Below are 16,059 nucleotides of genomic sequence, written 5' to 3' on the forward strand. Positions count from 1 at the left end.
CGAGCCACTCGCCTTGCGCCGCACGCCATTTTTTGCCTTTCGCTCCCTCTCGCTGATCGTGTTCGCGGGTTTTTTGGCGTTGCCGGTGCTTGCCGTCCTCGCATCGTGGTTGCCGATAGGGCAGGGCGACGCACAGGCGGGCGCCATCCTGCGCGAGATGGCAGCCACGGTGTTGCCAGGTTATGTGTGGACCACCTTGTGGCTGAGCGTGCTGGTGGCCTTGGGCGCTGCGATGGTTGGCACGGGGGCTGCGGCAGCGGTCACGTTGTTTGACTTTCCCGGTCGGCGCACTTTTGAATGGCTGCTGCTGTTGCCACTGGCCATGCCGGCCTACGTCACCGCATATGCCTACACCGACTTTTTGCAGTTCAGTGGCCCGCTGCAGGTGGGCCTGCGCAACACCTTCGGCCTCGAAGGCCGCCTGCTACCCGAAGTGCGCAGCCTGGGCGGCGCGGTGTGGGTGTTCATCTTTTCGCTGTACCCGTATGTATACCTGCTGGCACGCACGGCTTTGGGCGAGCGCGCCGCCCACCTGATGGAAGCCGCCCGACTGTTGGGCGCCCCGCTGTCTCGGCGCATCCGCGCCGTGGCCCTGCCGCTCGCCCGCCCCGCCGTGGCTGCAGGCGTAGCACTGGTGCTGATGGAAACGCTGGCCGACTTTGGGGTGGCCAGCTACTTTGGCATCCAGACTTTCACCACCGGCATCTACAAGGCCTGGTTGTCGATGGACAACCGCTTGGCCGCCGCGCAACTGGCCACCATGCTGCTGGTGGTGGTGATGGCCTTGCTGCACCTGGAACACCGCGCCCAAAAGCGCATGCGTTTTGCCACGGGTGGCGGGCGCGCAGGCTCGGCCGAGGCACAGCCCCTGGCGCTGCGCGGCGCACGCCGCTGGGCCGCGTGGTGGGTGTGCACGGTGCCGGTGGTCATGGGTTTTGTCGCCCCGGTCCTGTTCATGCTGCGGCCCCTGGCGGCCGACTGGTCGGTGCTGCCGTGGGAGCGCTTCATGGAGTGGGCCTGGCACAGCGTGCGCCTGGGCGGCATCACCGCCGTGCTGGCCGTGGTCATCGCGCTGGCGCTGGCCTTTGCTGTGCGCCGCCAGCCCGACGCGGTCACCCGCGGTGTGGTGCAGCTGGCCAGCGTGGGCTACGCCGTGCCGGGTGCTGTCATCGTGGTGGGGCTGCTGCTGCCCGTGGGCTGGTTGCAGGCGGCCATGCCGCAGTGGGGCGTGGGCGCGCTGGTCACGGCCACGGCGTTTGGCATTGTGTGGGCGTACCTGGTGCGGTTTTGTGCCGTGGCTTTGCAGTCCTTGCAAAGCGGTTACGCGCGCATTCCCCTCAGTCTGGACGATTCGGCGCGCATGCTGGGTACTGGCAGCACGGGCCTGATGGCGCGCGTGCACTGGCCGCTGCTCAAACGCTCCACCGCCGCTGCAGCCTTGCTGGTGTTTGTGGATGTGATGAAGGAGTTGCCTGCCACCATGGTGCTGCGCCCCTTCAACAGCGACACCCTGGCCGTGGTGGCCTACCAGCTGGCGCGTGATGAGCGCCTGGGCGAGGCGGCGCTGCCGTCATTGGCGCTGGTGGCGGTGGGGCTAGTGCCGGTGATCCTGCTGAGCCGCACACTGCGCAGTCGGCAGTAGCCGCTTCCGTTGCGAGGCGCAGGGGATGGCCCTTGGGGCATGTGGCCCCAAGGGCTTTAAACAGCTATCGGGTGCTCAGGATGGCGCGGCAATGTGAGTGTGAAACGAGCGCCCTGGCCTTCGGTGGACGTCAGTGTCAGTGTGCCGCCCATCAGTGTTGCCAGGGCCCTGGACAGGGCCAGTCCCAGGCCTGTCCCACCATGCTGATAGCTCACCTGGTCATCACCTTGTCGGAATTTTTCAAAAATCGTTTCGTGCAGGCGGGCTGGGATGCCCGGTCCGGTGTCCACCACATGAAAGCGCACGGTGTCCTCCGTGCTGTCCACCTCGATGGTGACGGAGCCGGTGTCTGTGAACTTCATGGCGTTGGAGAGCAGGTTGTTGAGCACCTGCTTGAGCCGTAATCCATCACACATCAGGGTGGGTGGGGTATCGGTGGCGATTTGCACATCCAGTTGCAGATTTTTGTTGGCGGCCGTGATGGCGAAGAAATCGGCGGTGGACCGAACGATCTCGGCCAGGTTCTGCGCGGTCGGGGTGTGGGGCATGGCGCCTGCTTCTACCTTGGCCAGATCCAGAATCTCGGTGAGCAGCGCGTTCAGGTGGTCCGCCGCTTTGCGGATCAGGCTGGCCTGCTCTTTGAACCGGGGCTGGTCCAGGCGCAGCTCCATCAGCTCGGCAAACCCCCGGATGCTGGTCAGAGGCGTGCGCAGTTCGTGGGAGACCGCTGCCAAGAATTCGCTTTTTGCCTGGCTGGCAGAGTGGGCTTCGGCTTCGCTGATGCGCAGGGCCGCGTTGGTGCTCTCTAACGCACTCACGCTGCGCAGGAAGATGACGGCTGCGCCCATCAGCGCCATGCTGAAAAGACCGGTGGTGAACAGCGCAACGTTGCGGCTGGCACGCCACTCCTGCAGGGCTTCTTCGGTGCTGGTGGCCACAAAAACCAGCAGCGGGTAGTCGCCCACGCGGCTGTAGGCGTAGATGCGTTCGATGCCATCGAGACCGCTGGCCCGCACGTAGTGGCCGGAGCGACCCAGCTCGTCGATTTGGTTGGTGGCGGCACGATTGACCATGCCACCCATGCCCTGGCTCTTGCCACCCATGACGCGTGCGCGCACTGCGCTGTCATTGCCTAGCAAGGTCACGACTCCGATTGCGCCCAGTTGCACATCCCGGTAAACCTCTTCGAAATATTCCGGGTTGAGCGAGGCGACCACCAGCCCCAAAACACCCCCCTGGGGGGTGGATATCTTGCGGGACAGCTGGATCGTCGCCTTGCCCGAGACCTTGCCCACTACAGGCCTGCCAATGAAGAGTCCATTGCCGGTCATCTGCAAACGGTCTGTCTCTGACGATTTGGGTGCCAGATGCACCAGCACATGCTCGCGTTCGGAGAGATCGACGTGGCCCGTCTTTTCCCCCGTGGGGTCGATATTGCTTCCGACAAACCGTCCGCCAGGCCCCACCAGCGAAAGCTGGGTCAATATCTGCGGGGCCAGACCGGTCTCGTTGGCAAACCGCTTGAAGTCTGCCGGACCCAGTTCGCCGGACAGCACGGTATCGCGCATGCGTATCGTGGCCTGGTCCACAGCCGCCATCACACGCACGGTCTGCTCTCCCAGGCTCAGCGCCAGATTGCTGTTTTGCCGTATCTGCGCGTTCATGGCGTCCTGCCATGTCACGTTCAGGAGAATCAAGACCGTGGCCCATGCCAGGGTCAGCCCCAGTCCGGTCCCCAGAATGACCATGGCCCGTAACGGCACACCCGCCTGGCGCCTCGGCTCCGGTGGGCGTATGGCGGTCGCAGAGTGCGGGCTGGGCATGGCAGAGGCGGTCATTGAAGTGCGTGAAACGGGCGTAGCGGCATCATAGGCATTGGGGCCCTGGTGCCGATAGCTGCCTTGGTGGGCCGCGCCCGCTGGCCGCTGGCCTGCGTGGCACGAGCCCTCCCTGTCAAGCCTGGGTGTACGCCGTTTTCACTGTGGTGTAAAACTCTGCCGCATAACGCCCTTGTTCGCGCGAACCGTAGCTGCTGCTCTTGCGGCCACCAAACGGCACGTGGTAGTCCACGCCGGCTGTGGGCAGGTTCACCATCACCATACCGGCCTGGGCGTGGCGCTTGAAGTGCGTGGCGTGCTTGAGACTGGTGGTGGCAATGCCGCTGGCCAGGCCAAACGGGGTGTCGTTGGCCATGGCCAGCGCTTCGTCATAGTTCTTCACGCGCAGCACGCTGACCACCGGGCCAAAAATTTCTTCGCGGTTGATGCGCATCTGAGCGGTGGTGTCGGTGAACAGCGCGGGGCGCATGTAGTAGCCAGGGGCTCCATCAGCGTTGGTGGCCAGGGCTTCGCCGCCGTAGGCCAGGGTGGCGCCTTCCTGCTTGCCAATGCCGACATACTCCAGGTCCTGTGCCAGTTGACGGTCGTCCACCACAGGGCCGATGTCAGTACCGGCCTTGCGGGCGTCATCCACCTTCAAGGTCTTCATCTTTTCGACCATGGCGGCCACGAAGCGGTCGTGGATGCCTTCGGTCACGATCAGGCGGCTGCTGGCGGTGCAGCGCTGGCCGGTAGAGAAGAAACCGCTGTTGATGGCTGCGCCCACGGCCACATTCAGGTCCGCATCGTCCAGCACGACAAAGGGGTTCTTGCCACCCATCTCCAGTTGGACTTTGGCGCCACGCGGCACGCAAGCTGCAGCCACGCGCTGGCCGGTGCCGACGGAGCCGGTGAAGCTCACACCAGCGATGCGTTCGTCTTCGAGCAGTACCTGGCCTACGTCAGAACCACGGCCCATGACTAGGTTGAAAACACCGGCTGGCAGGCCTGCACGGTGCAGGATGTCGGCCAGCGCCCACGCAGAGCCAGGCACCACCTCGGCGGGTTTGAACACTACGCAGTTGCCATAGGCGAGGGCAGGGGCGATTTTCCAGGCCGGGATGGCGATGGGGAAGTTCCATGGCGTGATGATGCCAATCACCCCCAGGGGCTCACGTGTGATTTCGATGCCCACGCCAGGGCGCACCGAGGGCATCACCTCGCCACCAGGGCGCAGCGCCTCGCCAGCAAAGAACTTGAAGATGGCGGCGGCTCGGCCGACCTCGCCAATCGCTTCGGGCAGGGTCTTGCCCTCTTCGCGGGCCAACAGGTCGCCGAGTTCCGCTTTGCGCGCCAGGATTTCATTGCCCACGGCGTCCAGCACGTCAAAGCGCTGCTGGGGGGTGGACAGGCTCCAGGCTGGGAAGGCCGCGTGCGCAGCGGCCACGGCATCCAGCGCCTGCTCGCGACTGGCCACGGTGTAGTCACCGATCACGTCACGGGTGTCAGAGGGGTTGGTGTTGCGGTAGGCGCGGACGCCTTCGGTCCAGTTGCCGCCGATCAGGTTTGCATGCATGGGTGTGCTCGGGAAGTTGGGTGGTTGAAAGAAATGGGGAGAAACAGCGGGGTTCGAGGACTGACCCGTCGGTGAGCCAGGGCCGTAGATCGTGGAACGGTGCGAGATGTAGTGAGCACTGAACGATAACGGCCCAGTGCGCTGCGGGCAAGCTGAGTCATGAGCGGGCGCGGCCCAGCGCCCCCACTCATGGCTGGGCTTCTGTCAGAAGGTCTATGTGTTCTGTGTTTCCCAAATAGACGAAAGATTGTTGTATGTCATCGTACAACAATTTGTCATCCGTGTTTCTGGGGTTACTACTGAATCGGGAGCCATTGCGGGTCTCTGCTGCCCCGTCCACCGCTCCATTGGCAGAGCGGGCGGGGCTGCTGAGCCGTTCTGTGGCTTGCCTTCTTAGCCTACCTCGGCCTGGGCGCGGCGGCGCCGTTCGCGGCTGTTGGCCAGGTGGGTGCGCATGGCGGCGCGTGCGGCGTCGGGGTCCTGGCCCACGATGGCGTCGTAGATGCTCTCGTGCTCGCCGTTCACACGGCGCAGGTATTGGCGCAGGTCATCATGGGGGGCTTCGCCAGTGTCCAGCCGGGCGCGCGGAATGATCATGCTGCCCAGCGTGCCCATGAGTTCGGCAAAGTGGCTGTTCTGCGTGGCGCGCGCAATCTCCAGGTGGAACTGAAAGTCTGACGATACGGCGTCGCGCCCCTGGTCCACGGCCTGTGTCACGGCATCGAGCGCAACCCGCATGGCGACAATGTTGGCTTCGGTGCGACGTTGGGCCGCCAGCGCCGCAGCCTCCGTCTCCACCCCAATACGCAATTCCAGCACTGCGATCACGTCGCGCAAGGTGCTGAACTGGTCGGGTGTGATTTTGAAGCCAGGGGCCTGCCCCAGACCCAGCACGAAGGTGCCGATACCGTGGCGCGTCTCCACCAATCCAGAGGCCTGGAGCTTGGAAATCGCCTCGCGCACCACGGTGCGGCTGACCTCGAACTCCGCCATGATCGCGGCCTCGGTGGGCAGTTTGTCACCCAGCGCCAGTCGGCCATCGCGGATGCGATCCCCCAGGGACTCGACCAGTTCCAGGGCCAGTGTGCGGGGCTTTCGGCGAAGGGCAATGGCGGTGTTCATTTCTTGGTGTTATCCCTATGTGATCCAGGGGTGCTTAAGGGTACATTGCTTTTCGTTGTACGACAACTGATGACGTTCAACCTTGCTTGCCACACTGTACCAAGAACCTTCCCGATTGCCATGCCCAGCCACCCCACCCCGATCCGTTTCAACCGCCTGCTGCTCACCGGCGCTGCCGGCGGTTTGGGGTGTGAGTTGCGCACCCGCCTGAAGGCCTATTGCAGCACGCTGCGCTTGTCGGACATTGCCGAACTGGGGGTCGAGGCGGTGGGCGAGGAGCTGCGGCCCGCCAGACTGGAAGATGCCGCTGCCATCCACGCGCTGCTGGATGGGGTAGACGCCGTGGTGCATCTGGGTGGCGTCTCCACCGAGCAGCCCTGGGACGCCATCCTGCCAGCCAATATCGTCGGCGTGTACAACCTGTATGAAGCCGCTCGCAAACAGGGCGTCAAGCGCGTGGTGTTTGCCAGCTCCAACCACGTCACCGGCTTTTACCGCCAGGACGAAGTAGTGGATATCAAAGACCCCGCGCGGCCCGATGGCCTGTACGGCGTCTCCAAGGCTTTTGGTGAAGACCTCTCGCGCTTTTACTTCGATCGCTACGGCATCGAGACCGTGTGCCTGCGCATCGGCTCCTCCTTCCCCGAGCCACGCAACCGCCGCATGCTGGCCACCTGGATGAGCTACGACGACCTGGAGCGCCTGGTGGTGGCCAGCCTCACGGCCCCCGTGGTTGGCCACAGCATCATCTACGGCATGGGCGACAACACCACCACCTGGTGGGACAACACCCTGGCCCGCCATATCGGTTACCGGCCGCAGGACAGCTCCGAGCCGTTCCGTGCCAAGGTGGAAGCTGCAGATCCCCACCCTGACCTGGCCGACCCCGCCGTGATCTACCAGGGCGGTCCGTTTGTGCGAACCGGCCCTTTTGACTGAGTTTGCGCACGGCTCTGCATTCGATAACAAACCCTTTGCACCGGAGACATACCATGACCTTTCGCCGTTCCCTGTTGACCGCCTGCGCCGCTGCCGTGGCCGCGATGGCTTTTGTACCGCTGACTGCCCAGGCGCAGACCATGGTGCTCAAGGCGGCCGACGTGCATCCTGCCGGATACCCTAACGTGGTGGCGGTCGAAAACATGGGCAAGAAGCTCGACGCAGCCACCAAGGGGCGCCTGAAGATCCAGACCTTCCCCGGCGGCGTTCTCGGCGGTGAGAAGGAAATGATCGAGCAGACGCAGGTCGGCGCCATCAACATCTTGCGCACCTCGCTGGGCCCCGTGGGCACGGTGGTGCCCGAGGTGAATGTGTTCAACATGCCCTTCGTGTTCCGCAGCCAGGACCACATGCGCGCAGTGATCGACGGCGCCATTGGTGACGAGCTGCTGGCCAAGGTCAGTGCATCGCCCGCCAAGCTGGTGGCCATTGGCTGGATGGATGGCGGCTCACGCAGCTTGTACACCAAGAAGCCTGTTCGCAGCCCGGCCGACCTCAAGGGCCAGAAGGTGCGCATGATGGGCAACCCCCTGTTCGTGGACACCATGAACGCGATGGGCGGCAACGGCATCTCGATGGGCTATGGCGAAGTGTTCACCGCGCTGCAGACAGGTGTGGTGGATGGCGCTGAAAACAATGCGCCCAGCTTCTTCACCAGCAACCACTACAGCACGGGTGCCAAGTTCTACACGCAGACCAACCACCTGATCATTCCCGAACTGCTGGTGGTGTCGAAAGTGACGTGGGACAAGCTCTCCAAGGACGACCAGGCCCTGCTCAAGAAGCTGGGCCGTGAAGCGCAGCTGGAGCAGCGTGCCTTGTGGGACAAGAGCGTGGACGACTACACGGGCAAGCTCAAGGCTGCGGGCGTGGAATTCATCAACGTGGACACCAAGGCGTTCTATGACGCCACGGCTCCCGTGCGCGCCAAGTACGGAGCCAACTATGTGGACCTGATGAAGCGCATCGAGGCGGTGAAGTAGTCAGCTGCCGCAGGCCCCTGGGCGCAAGCAGTGCTCCTGGTGGGGTGCTTGCTGGGGACATCACTCATTTGATCCAACCTTTCGAATTCGTATGGACCACCCTTTTTTGCGCTGGATGGACCGGTTGTACCTGGCCACCATCTGGGCCGCCGGCACGGCTATTTTCTTTATGTCGCTGATCATCCCCTGGGGCGTATTCAGCCGCTATGTGATGGGCACGGGGTCGCAATGGCCCGAGCCCATTGCCATCCTGCTCATGATGGTGTTCACCTTCATCGGCGCTGCGGCGGCCTACCGCGCGGGTGGGCACATTGCCGTCAACATGCTCACCGAAAAATTGGCTGCCCCCCTGCAGCGGCTGCTGGTGGTGCTGGTGGACCTGCTGATGCTGGCCATTTGCGGCTTTGTGGCCTGGTATGGCACCAACCTGTGCATCGAAACCTGGGGCCAGGGTATTGCTGAACTGCCCTGGCTGCCCGTGGGGGCCACCTACTCCCCACTGCCCATCGGGGCGGCCGTAACCCTGCTGTTTGTGCTGGAGAAAATGGCCTTTGGGCCGCAGAACCACCGGCGCATCGTGCGCTTTGAAGAACTGACAGAAGGCGCCTGATCATGGACACTCTTGTACTGCTGGGCACGTTCTTCGTGCTGATGATGATCGGCGTGCCGATTGCCTATTCGCTGGGCTTGTCGGCGCTGGTGGGCGCGCTGTGGATAGACCTGCCGCTCGATGCCGTGATGATCCAGGTGGCCTCGGGCGTCAACAAGTTCTCGCTGCTTGCCATCCCGTTCTTCGTGCTCGCAGGCGCCATCATGGCCGAGGGCGGCATGGCGCGGCGCCTGGTAGCGTTTGCGGGCGTGCTGGTGGGCTTCATCCGGGGCGGGCTGTCGCTGGTCAATATTCTTGCGTCCACCTTCTTTGGCGCCATCTCCGGTTCGTCGGTGGCTGATACGGCGTCCATCGGCTCGGTGCTGATCCCCGAGATGGAAAAGAAGGGCTACCCTCGCCCCTTTGCCACGGCCGTCACCGTGAGCGGTTCGGTGCAGGCCATCCTGATTCCTCCCAGCCACAACGCGGTGCTGTATTCGCTGGCGGCAGGCGGAACGGTGTCGATTGCCGCGCTGTTCATGGCCGGCGTGCTGCCGGGGCTGCTCATGGGGCTCACGCTCGCGGCGCTGTGCCTGTTCACTGCGCACCGTGAAGGCTACCCCAAGGGCGAGGTCATCCCGCTCAAGCAGGCGCTCAAAATCTGTGTGGAGGCACTGTGGGGCCTGATGACCATGGTCATCATCCTGGGGGGCATCTTGTCGGGCATCTTCACGGCCAACGAGTCGGCGTCGATTGCCGTGGTCTGGGCGTTCTTCGTCACCATGTTCATCTACCGCGACTACAAGTGGCGCGACCTGCCCAAGCTGGTGCACCGCACGGTCAAGACCGTCACGGTGGTGATGATCCTCATCGGCTTTGCGGCGGCCTTCGGCTACCTGATGACGATGATGATGATCCCCATGAAGGTCACGGCTTTCCTCACCAGCCTGTCGGACAACAAGTACGTCATCCTCGCCATGATCAACATCATGCTGCTGCTGCTGGGTTGCCTGATGGACATGTCGCCGCTCATCCTGATCCTCACACCCATCCTGCTGCCTGTGGTCAAGATGCTGGGTGTGGACCCTGTGCACTTCGGCATGATCATGATGGTCAACCTGGGCATTGGCCTCATCACGCCGCCCGTGGGCACGGTGCTGTTCACCGGCGCTGCCGTCGCCAAGCTGCCGTTGGGCGTGGTCACCAAGGCCATGATGCCGTTCTTTGTGGCGCTGTTTGTGGTGCTGCTGATGGTGACCTATGTGCCTGCCATTTCGCTGTGGCTGCCCCGCGCGATGGGTTTGTGAGCACGCATGGACAAGACGCTGGTATTTGTCTCCTGCGCCGACAGCGGCGAGCTGCACGTACTGCATTGGGCTGCTGACACGTGGCAACTGCGCACCGAGCAGGTCTTGGCGCTGGGCGGACAACTCATGCCCATGGCGCTCAGCCCGGATGGCACCCGCCTGTATGTGGCGCGCCGCAGCGACCCGCTGGCCGTGGTCACCCTGGCCGTGGATGCGCGCGCGGGCCGCGCTGAGGTGCTGGCCGAGGCGCCATTGCCCGCCAGCATGGCCCATCTGGCCACCGATGGCACGGGGCGCTGGCTGCTGAGTGCGTCCTACGGCGCGGACCTGGTTGCGGTGCTGGCCATTGCCGCCGACGGCGTGGTGGGGGCCGGGCGCGATGCCGCCATCCATGCCACCGGCCGCCACGCCCACAGCGCACTGGCCAGCCCTGGCAACCGCTTCGTTCTGGCCGCATCGCTAGGGGGCGGGCAGCTGCACCGCTACCGTTTTGACGCCGCCACGGGTGCGTTGCTGCCTACCGATCCTGCGGTGTTCCCCTTGCCCGCTGGCACAGGCCCCCGGCACCTGCGCTTCAATGCGCAGGGCGACCGCATGTACCTGTTGGGAGAGCTGGACGCCTTTGTGCATGTGCTGGCTTGGGATGAAGCGAGCGGTGATCTGCAGCTGCTGCAAAGCCTGCCCACCGTACCGCCGGGCTTTGCAGGCCCTGCCTGGGGTTCCGACCTGCACCTGAGCCCCGATGGCCGCTGGCTGTACACCAGCGAACGCAACAGCCATACGCTGGCCGGGTTTGCTGTAGATGCGGTCACCGGCCAGTTGTCCCCCATCGGGCACTGGCACACCCAGCTACAGCCGCGCGGCTTTGCCATCACCCCCGACGGGCGCTACCTCATGGCGGCAGGGCAGATCAGCCACCGGGTGGGTGTGCACGCAATCGCCCCCAACAGCGGCGCCCTGACCCAGGTGGCCGAGCATGATGTGGGGCTCAACCCGAACTGGATCACCGTGCTGCCCATGCAGCCAAAAGCTTGAAGAGACTGTGCCAACGATGAACCGAACCGCCCTCACCATTCGCATGCACCCGGACGACAACGTTGCCATCGTCGCCAACGACGGTGGCCTACCTGGCGGAACCATGCTGCCCGGCGGCGTGCCAGGCGCTGGCATCACGCTGCGCGACAAAGTGCCCCAAGGCCACAAGGTGGCGCTGCAGGACATTGCCGAAGGTGCTGTGGTGCGCCGCTACAACGTGCCCATCGGGTACGCTTTGAAGCCCATCCTGGCCGGTAGTTGGGTGCATGAGCGCTTGCTGAAAATGCCATCGGCCCGTGCGCTGGAGGGCCTGCCCATGGCCACAGTGACGCCGCCGGCGCTGGAGCCACTCACGGGCTATACCTTCGAAGGCTATCGCAACGCCGACGGCTCGGTGGGCACGCGCAACATCCTGGCCATCACCACCACCGTGCAGTGTGTGGCCGGTGTGGTGGCCAACGCGGTGCACCGCATCAAGACGGAGTTGCTGCCGCTATACCCGCACGTGGACGACGTGATCGGCCTGGAGCACACCTACGGTTGTGGCGTGGCCATTGACGCACCTGACGCCATCATCCCCATCCGCACGTTGCGCAATATCAGCCTCAATCCCAACTTTGGGGGTGAGGTCATGGTGGTCAGCCTGGGTTGTGAAAAGCTCCAGCCCGACCGCTTGCTGCCCCCGGCAGCTTTCCCATCACCGACGAGCGCGATGGCGCCTTGGGCCCCGAGACGGTGTGCCTGCAGGCAGAGGAGCATGTGGGTTTCATGTCCATGCTCGACCACATCGTGCAAAGTGCGCGCCCCCATCTGGAGCGCCTGAACGCCCGCCGACGCGAGACCGTACCGGCCAGCGAGCTGGTATTGGGCGTGCAGTGTGGTGGCAGCGATGCGTTTTCCGGTGTCACGGCCAATCCTGCTGTGGGTTTTTGCGCAGATCTCTTGGTGCGCGCGGGCGCCACCGTGATGTTCAGCGAGAACACGGAGGTGCGCGACGCCGTCGAGCAGCTCACCAGCCGCGCCGCCACGCCCGAAGTGGCCCAGGCCATCGTGCGTGAACTGGGCTGGTATGACCAGTACCTCGACCGTGGCCGCGTGGACCGCGCAGCCAACACCACACCGGGCAACAAGGCTGGGGGGCTCTCCAACATCGCCGAAAAGGCCATGGGCTCCATCATCAAGAGTGGCACTGCGCCCATTTCGCATGTGTTGGCCCCGGGCGAAAAGCTGCGCCCTGACCAGCGTGGTCTGGTGTATGCCGCCACACCGGCCAGTGACTTCATCTGCGGCACACTGCAGCTGGCCGCAGGCATGAACCTGCATGTGTTCACCACCGGCCGGGGCACACCCTACGGCCTGGCTGAATGCCCGGTGGTCAAGGTGGCCACGCGCTCCGACCTGGCACGCCGCTGGCATGATCTGATGGACATCAACGCGGGCAAGATCGCTGACGGAGAGACCAGCATCGAACAGCTGGGCTGGGAGATGTTTCACTTGCTGCTCGAAGTGGCCAGCGGTCGCAAAAAAACCTGGGCCGAGCAATGGAATTTGCACAACGCACTGGTGCTTTTCAATCCCGCTCCCGTGACCTGAAGAAGATGCCTGCTGGCCCCCCGGCCACTGCCCCTCCCTCAACAGCCCTTGCCCGCAAGGGCTGTTGTCCTTGAAAGGCCCGCATGGGACATTCCCGTTTTTCTGACCCCAAGGTGGTGGTGGCCTTGGCGCTGCTGTGTTGCCTGCTTTGGGGCAGCTCCTACCCGGCCATCAAGACCGGTTATGCCTGGTTCGGTATTGCGCGCAACGACATTCCTGCGCAACTGGTGTTCGCAGGCTGGCGCTTTCTGGGCGCGGGGCTGATCCTGCTGGCCTGGGCCGTGGCAACACGCAGGTCCATCTGGGGCTTGGGGGTTGTGGCCGGGCGACAACTGCTGGTATTGGGCCTGGCGCAGACCACGTTGCAATACGTTTTCTTCTATGTGGGCCTGGCCCACACGACGGGGGTGAAAGGCTCGATCATGAACGCCACGGGCACCTTCTTCAGCGTGCTGCTGGCCCACTGGGTTTATCACAACGACCGTCTAAGCCACGCCAAGCTATGGGGTTGTGTGGTCGGCTTTGCGGGCGTCATGGTGGTTAACCTGGGGCGCGGCACGTTGGACATGGACTTCACCCTGCTGGGGGAGGGTTTTGTGGTGATTGCTGCCTTGGTGCTGGCCGCCGCCAGCATCTACGGCAAGCAAGTGTCTCAGGGCATGGATTCGGTAGTGATGACCGGGTGGCAACTCGGTGTGGGCGGTGCAGCGCTGTTGGCCATGGGCTGGGGCCTGGGGGGCTCGCTGTCCGGCTTCACATGGGGCTCCGGTGTGTTGCTGGTGTACCTGGCGTTGCTGTCATCGGCCGCCTTTTCGCTGTGGAGCATTCTGCTCAAACACAACCGCGTGAGCCAGGTCACGGTGTTCAACTTCACTGTGCCAGTGTTTGGCGCGGCGCTGTCAGCGTTGTTTTTGGGCGAGGCGCTGCTCGAGTGGAAGAACCTGCTGGCGCTGGTGCTGGTGTGTGTGGGCATCTGGCTGGTCACGCGCGATGCGCCCGCCGCGTCCACCACCAAATAGACTCGCCGTCATGGCTTACTCCCTTTCACGCGACGCGTTTCAACAAGAGCTGCAAGGTCAATGCACTGACCTATTCACCCTGCGTGGCGCTGGTGGCCTGCAGGTGGCGGTGAGCAACTACGGTGCGCGCCTGGTGCAGGTGGCGGTGCCCGACGGGCAGGGCAGTCTGGTCGACGTAGTGCTGGGCTATGACAGTCTGCAGGGCTATCTCGCTGGCCAGCTGTCCATGGGCGCTCTGATTGGCCGTTGGGCCGGGCGCTTGCGCGATGGTTTGCTCGTGCTTCCCGATGGATCGCATCTGCAGCTGCCCACCAACAGTGGCCCGCACCATCACCATGGCGGGCCCCGGGGCAGCCGCTTCCAGGTCTTTGCGGTCGAAGACGTGCAGTCTGATGCGCTCACCCTGAGCCATACCTTTCGCGCCGAGGACGACGGCATACCCGGCGACGTGCGCGTGCAGCTTCATCTGCAGGTCACGGCCGACAACGCGCTGCATCTGGCCTGGACGGCTGAGGCGCTGCATGCGCCCACGGTGCTCAACCTCACGGGGCATGCGTTCTTCAACCTCTCTGGCCTGGGCAGCACCCACGGCCACACCTTGCTGGTGCCCGCCAGCCGCTACGTGCCGCTGGCGCCCGATGTGTGCCCCACGGGCGCGCTGGCTGCCGTGCAAGGCACGCCGTTCGACTTCCGCCAGGCCCGCCGTGTGGGCGAGGCGGTGGCGGAGACGGACGAACAACTGGTCTTGGCCGGTGGGCTGGACCACTACCTGGTGCTGGATGAACAGGATGCCTCCCATGCCCCTCCCATCTCGGCCATCACCCCAGCCGGCCTGCGCCTGGCCGCGCTGCTCTGCGAGCCGGTGAGTGGCCGTGCCATGGAGGTGTGGAGCACTGCGCCCGGCGTGCAGGTGTACGCAGGCCACGGCCTCAAGGCCGATCCGGCGCGGGACCGGGGGCGGGGTGCGCTGCAAGGGCACTGGCTCTGGCAGCCCGGCGACGGCATCTGCCTGGAGCCTATGGAGTACCCCGATGCGCCCAACCACCCGGCCTTTCCCATGCGCTGGCTGGCGCCCGGGGAGGTGGAGCGTGGCGCGATCGTGTACCGGTTTCGCAGCCTCTGAGCGAAGTCGCTGGCAAGGGGCCGGGTTTTCGGCATGCCGGGCTACCATGTCCCCTGGCTCTCAACCGAGGTTGCTCATGGATACAAACTACACGCCCAGCACCGACTGGAAAGAGGTGGTGGCCCCTGACGAGGCGCAGCGCTTTGCCGGCTATGCGCGCCAGTTCGCCGAACTGCAAGTGCGCAAGTCGCAGAAGTACGGCAAGGGACGGGGCCTGCACCGCAAGCAGCTCACCGCAGCGCGGGGCCAGTTGCAGGTGCTGGGCGATCTGCCCGCGTTTGCGGCCCACGGGCTGTTTGCGCAGACTGCGCAGTACGAGGTGCTGGTGCGCCTGAGCAATGGCGGCATGGACAAGACCTCCGACCGCAAGCCCGATATCCGGGGCTTTTCGTTCAGCGTGCTGGGCGTACAGGGTGACTTTGCCCTGGGCAATGGCCCCGCCAAAAGCCAGGATTTCACGCTCATCAACCAGGAAAAATTTGCCTTTCCCCAAAGTGGCGAATTTGTGGACTTTGTGGTGGCGGCCTCACACGGCGGCGGCGCGCTGATCAAGTTTCTGGTGCAGCGCCATGGGCTGCTGGGGGCCGCCAGGCAGATCGCCAAAACGGTCAAAACCTTTGGCCGGCCGTTTGGCGGCTTTGCCGCCCATGCCATGCACAGCGCGGCGCCCATCGCCTGTGGGCCGTATGCGGTGCGCGTGCGCCTGGTGCCCCATGCATCCAACGGCGCACCGGTCACCCAGGTGCAGGACGATTGGAATGCCGAGTTCTCGGCCCGCCTGCGCCAGCAGGACTTGTTGTGGGACCTGCAATTGCAGCCCTTTGTGAACGAGGCCACCACCCCCATTGAAGACGCCAGTGTGGACTGGCCCACGCCCTACACCACCGTGGCGCGGCTGACCCTGCACCGGCAAGATCCAGCGGCCGACCCCACGCTGGCCGCGCAGGTCGAGGCCGCCGTGTTCGACCCCTGGCAGGCCTTGGCGGCGCACCGCCCTTTGGGCGACGTGATGCGCGCCCGCAAGGTGGTGTACTTTGAAAGCCAGAAGGGGCGCGGGGCCGCGTAGTTTGGGCCGCCGCCAGAGCGGCACACAACTCAGCAAAGCGGCTCTGGCTAGGCGCTGCGCCGCAGGCCGTACGAGTCGCATGACAAGACGCAGCAACGACGTCAAAAGAGTTTTGGAAGCCGCGTTGACTCTAAGTTTCGTCTAAGTCTTGGTGCCCACACTGCCCTCCATCGCAACCCCGATCGGAA

Annotated in this window: 12 protein-coding genes and 1 pseudogene; 10 read left to right on the forward strand and 3 right to left on the reverse strand. The window is 64.4% G+C overall.

The genetic code is table 11. From position 1 onward, the window contains the following. Positions 1-13: 13 nt before the first annotated feature. Positions 14-1,642: an iron ABC transporter permease gene (locus CLU85_RS05075; protein WP_100409335.1), complete on the forward strand. Its 1,629-nt coding sequence runs from the start codon at positions 14-16 to the stop codon at positions 1,640-1,642. A gap of 56 nt (positions 1,643-1,698) precedes the next feature. Here CLU85_RS05075 and CLU85_RS05080 read toward each other — a convergent pair whose 3' ends face one another. The 3 genes from CLU85_RS05080 to CLU85_RS05090 form a co-directional block, all read right to left on the reverse strand. Beyond that, positions 1,699-3,480: an ATP-binding protein gene (locus tag CLU85_RS05080; protein ID WP_232727733.1), complete on the reverse strand. Its 1,782-nt coding sequence runs from the start codon at positions 3,478-3,480 to the stop codon at positions 1,699-1,701. A gap of 115 nt (positions 3,481-3,595) precedes the next feature. After that, positions 3,596-5,035 carry an aldehyde dehydrogenase family protein gene (locus CLU85_RS05085; RefSeq protein WP_100409337.1) on the reverse strand — a complete coding sequence of 480 codons (1,440 nt, stop codon included), beginning with the start codon at positions 5,033-5,035 and terminating at the stop codon, positions 3,596-3,598. A 393-nt stretch (positions 5,036-5,428) separates the two neighbouring features. After that, positions 5,429-6,157, reverse strand: a complete 729-nt coding sequence (locus CLU85_RS05090; protein ID WP_100409338.1) for a FadR/GntR family transcriptional regulator — start codon at positions 6,155-6,157, stop codon at positions 5,429-5,431. 120 nt (positions 6,158-6,277) lie between these two features. Between CLU85_RS05090 and CLU85_RS05095 the strand changes: the two genes are divergently transcribed. From CLU85_RS05095 to CLU85_RS05135, 9 genes and pseudogenes are all read left to right on the forward strand, one after another. Continuing rightward, positions 6,278-7,096, forward strand: a complete 819-nt coding sequence (locus CLU85_RS05095; RefSeq protein ID WP_100409339.1) for an NAD(P)-dependent oxidoreductase — start codon at positions 6,278-6,280, stop codon at positions 7,094-7,096. Positions 7,097-7,149: 53 nt separating this feature from the next. Next, positions 7,150-8,139 carry a TRAP transporter substrate-binding protein gene (locus tag CLU85_RS05100; RefSeq protein ID WP_100409340.1) on the forward strand — a complete coding sequence of 330 codons (990 nt, stop codon included), beginning with the start codon at positions 7,150-7,152 and terminating at the stop codon, positions 8,137-8,139. Between the two features lie 91 nt (positions 8,140-8,230). Then, positions 8,231-8,749, forward strand: a complete 519-nt coding sequence (locus tag CLU85_RS05105) for a TRAP transporter small permease (protein ID WP_100409341.1) — start codon at positions 8,231-8,233, stop codon at positions 8,747-8,749. Positions 8,750-8,751: 2 nt separating this feature from the next. After that, on the forward strand, positions 8,752-10,035 hold the full coding sequence (locus tag CLU85_RS05110) for a TRAP transporter large permease (protein ID WP_100409342.1): 1,284 nt from the start codon (positions 8,752-8,754) through the stop codon (positions 10,033-10,035). A gap of 6 nt (positions 10,036-10,041) precedes the next feature. After that, the gene (locus CLU85_RS05115) at positions 10,042-11,070 is read left to right on the forward strand and encodes a lactonase family protein (RefSeq protein ID WP_100409343.1); all 1,029 of its coding nucleotides are present in this window, start codon (positions 10,042-10,044) and stop codon (positions 11,068-11,070) included. A 16-nt stretch (positions 11,071-11,086) separates the two neighbouring features. Then, positions 11,087-12,663, forward strand: a pseudogene (gene garD / locus CLU85_RS05120) (galactarate dehydratase). An 83-nt stretch (positions 12,664-12,746) separates the two neighbouring features. After that, positions 12,747-13,682 carry a DMT family transporter gene (locus tag CLU85_RS05125; RefSeq protein ID WP_100409344.1) on the forward strand — a complete coding sequence of 312 codons (936 nt, stop codon included), beginning with the start codon at positions 12,747-12,749 and terminating at the stop codon, positions 13,680-13,682. A gap of 10 nt (positions 13,683-13,692) precedes the next feature. Next, complete coding sequence (locus tag CLU85_RS05130) at positions 13,693-14,805, forward strand: aldose epimerase family protein (protein ID WP_100409345.1); 1,113 nt, start codon at positions 13,693-13,695, stop codon at positions 14,803-14,805. A 76-nt stretch (positions 14,806-14,881) separates the two neighbouring features. Next, entirely contained in the window at positions 14,882-15,871 is a 990-nt protein-coding gene (locus CLU85_RS05135) for a catalase (RefSeq protein WP_100409346.1), read from the forward strand. Positions 15,872-16,059: the final 188 nt, after the last annotated feature.

The sequence above is a fragment of the Acidovorax sp. 69 genome (genome assembly GCF_002797445.1).
GTDB lineage: Bacteria > Pseudomonadota > Gammaproteobacteria > Burkholderiales > Burkholderiaceae_C > Acidovorax.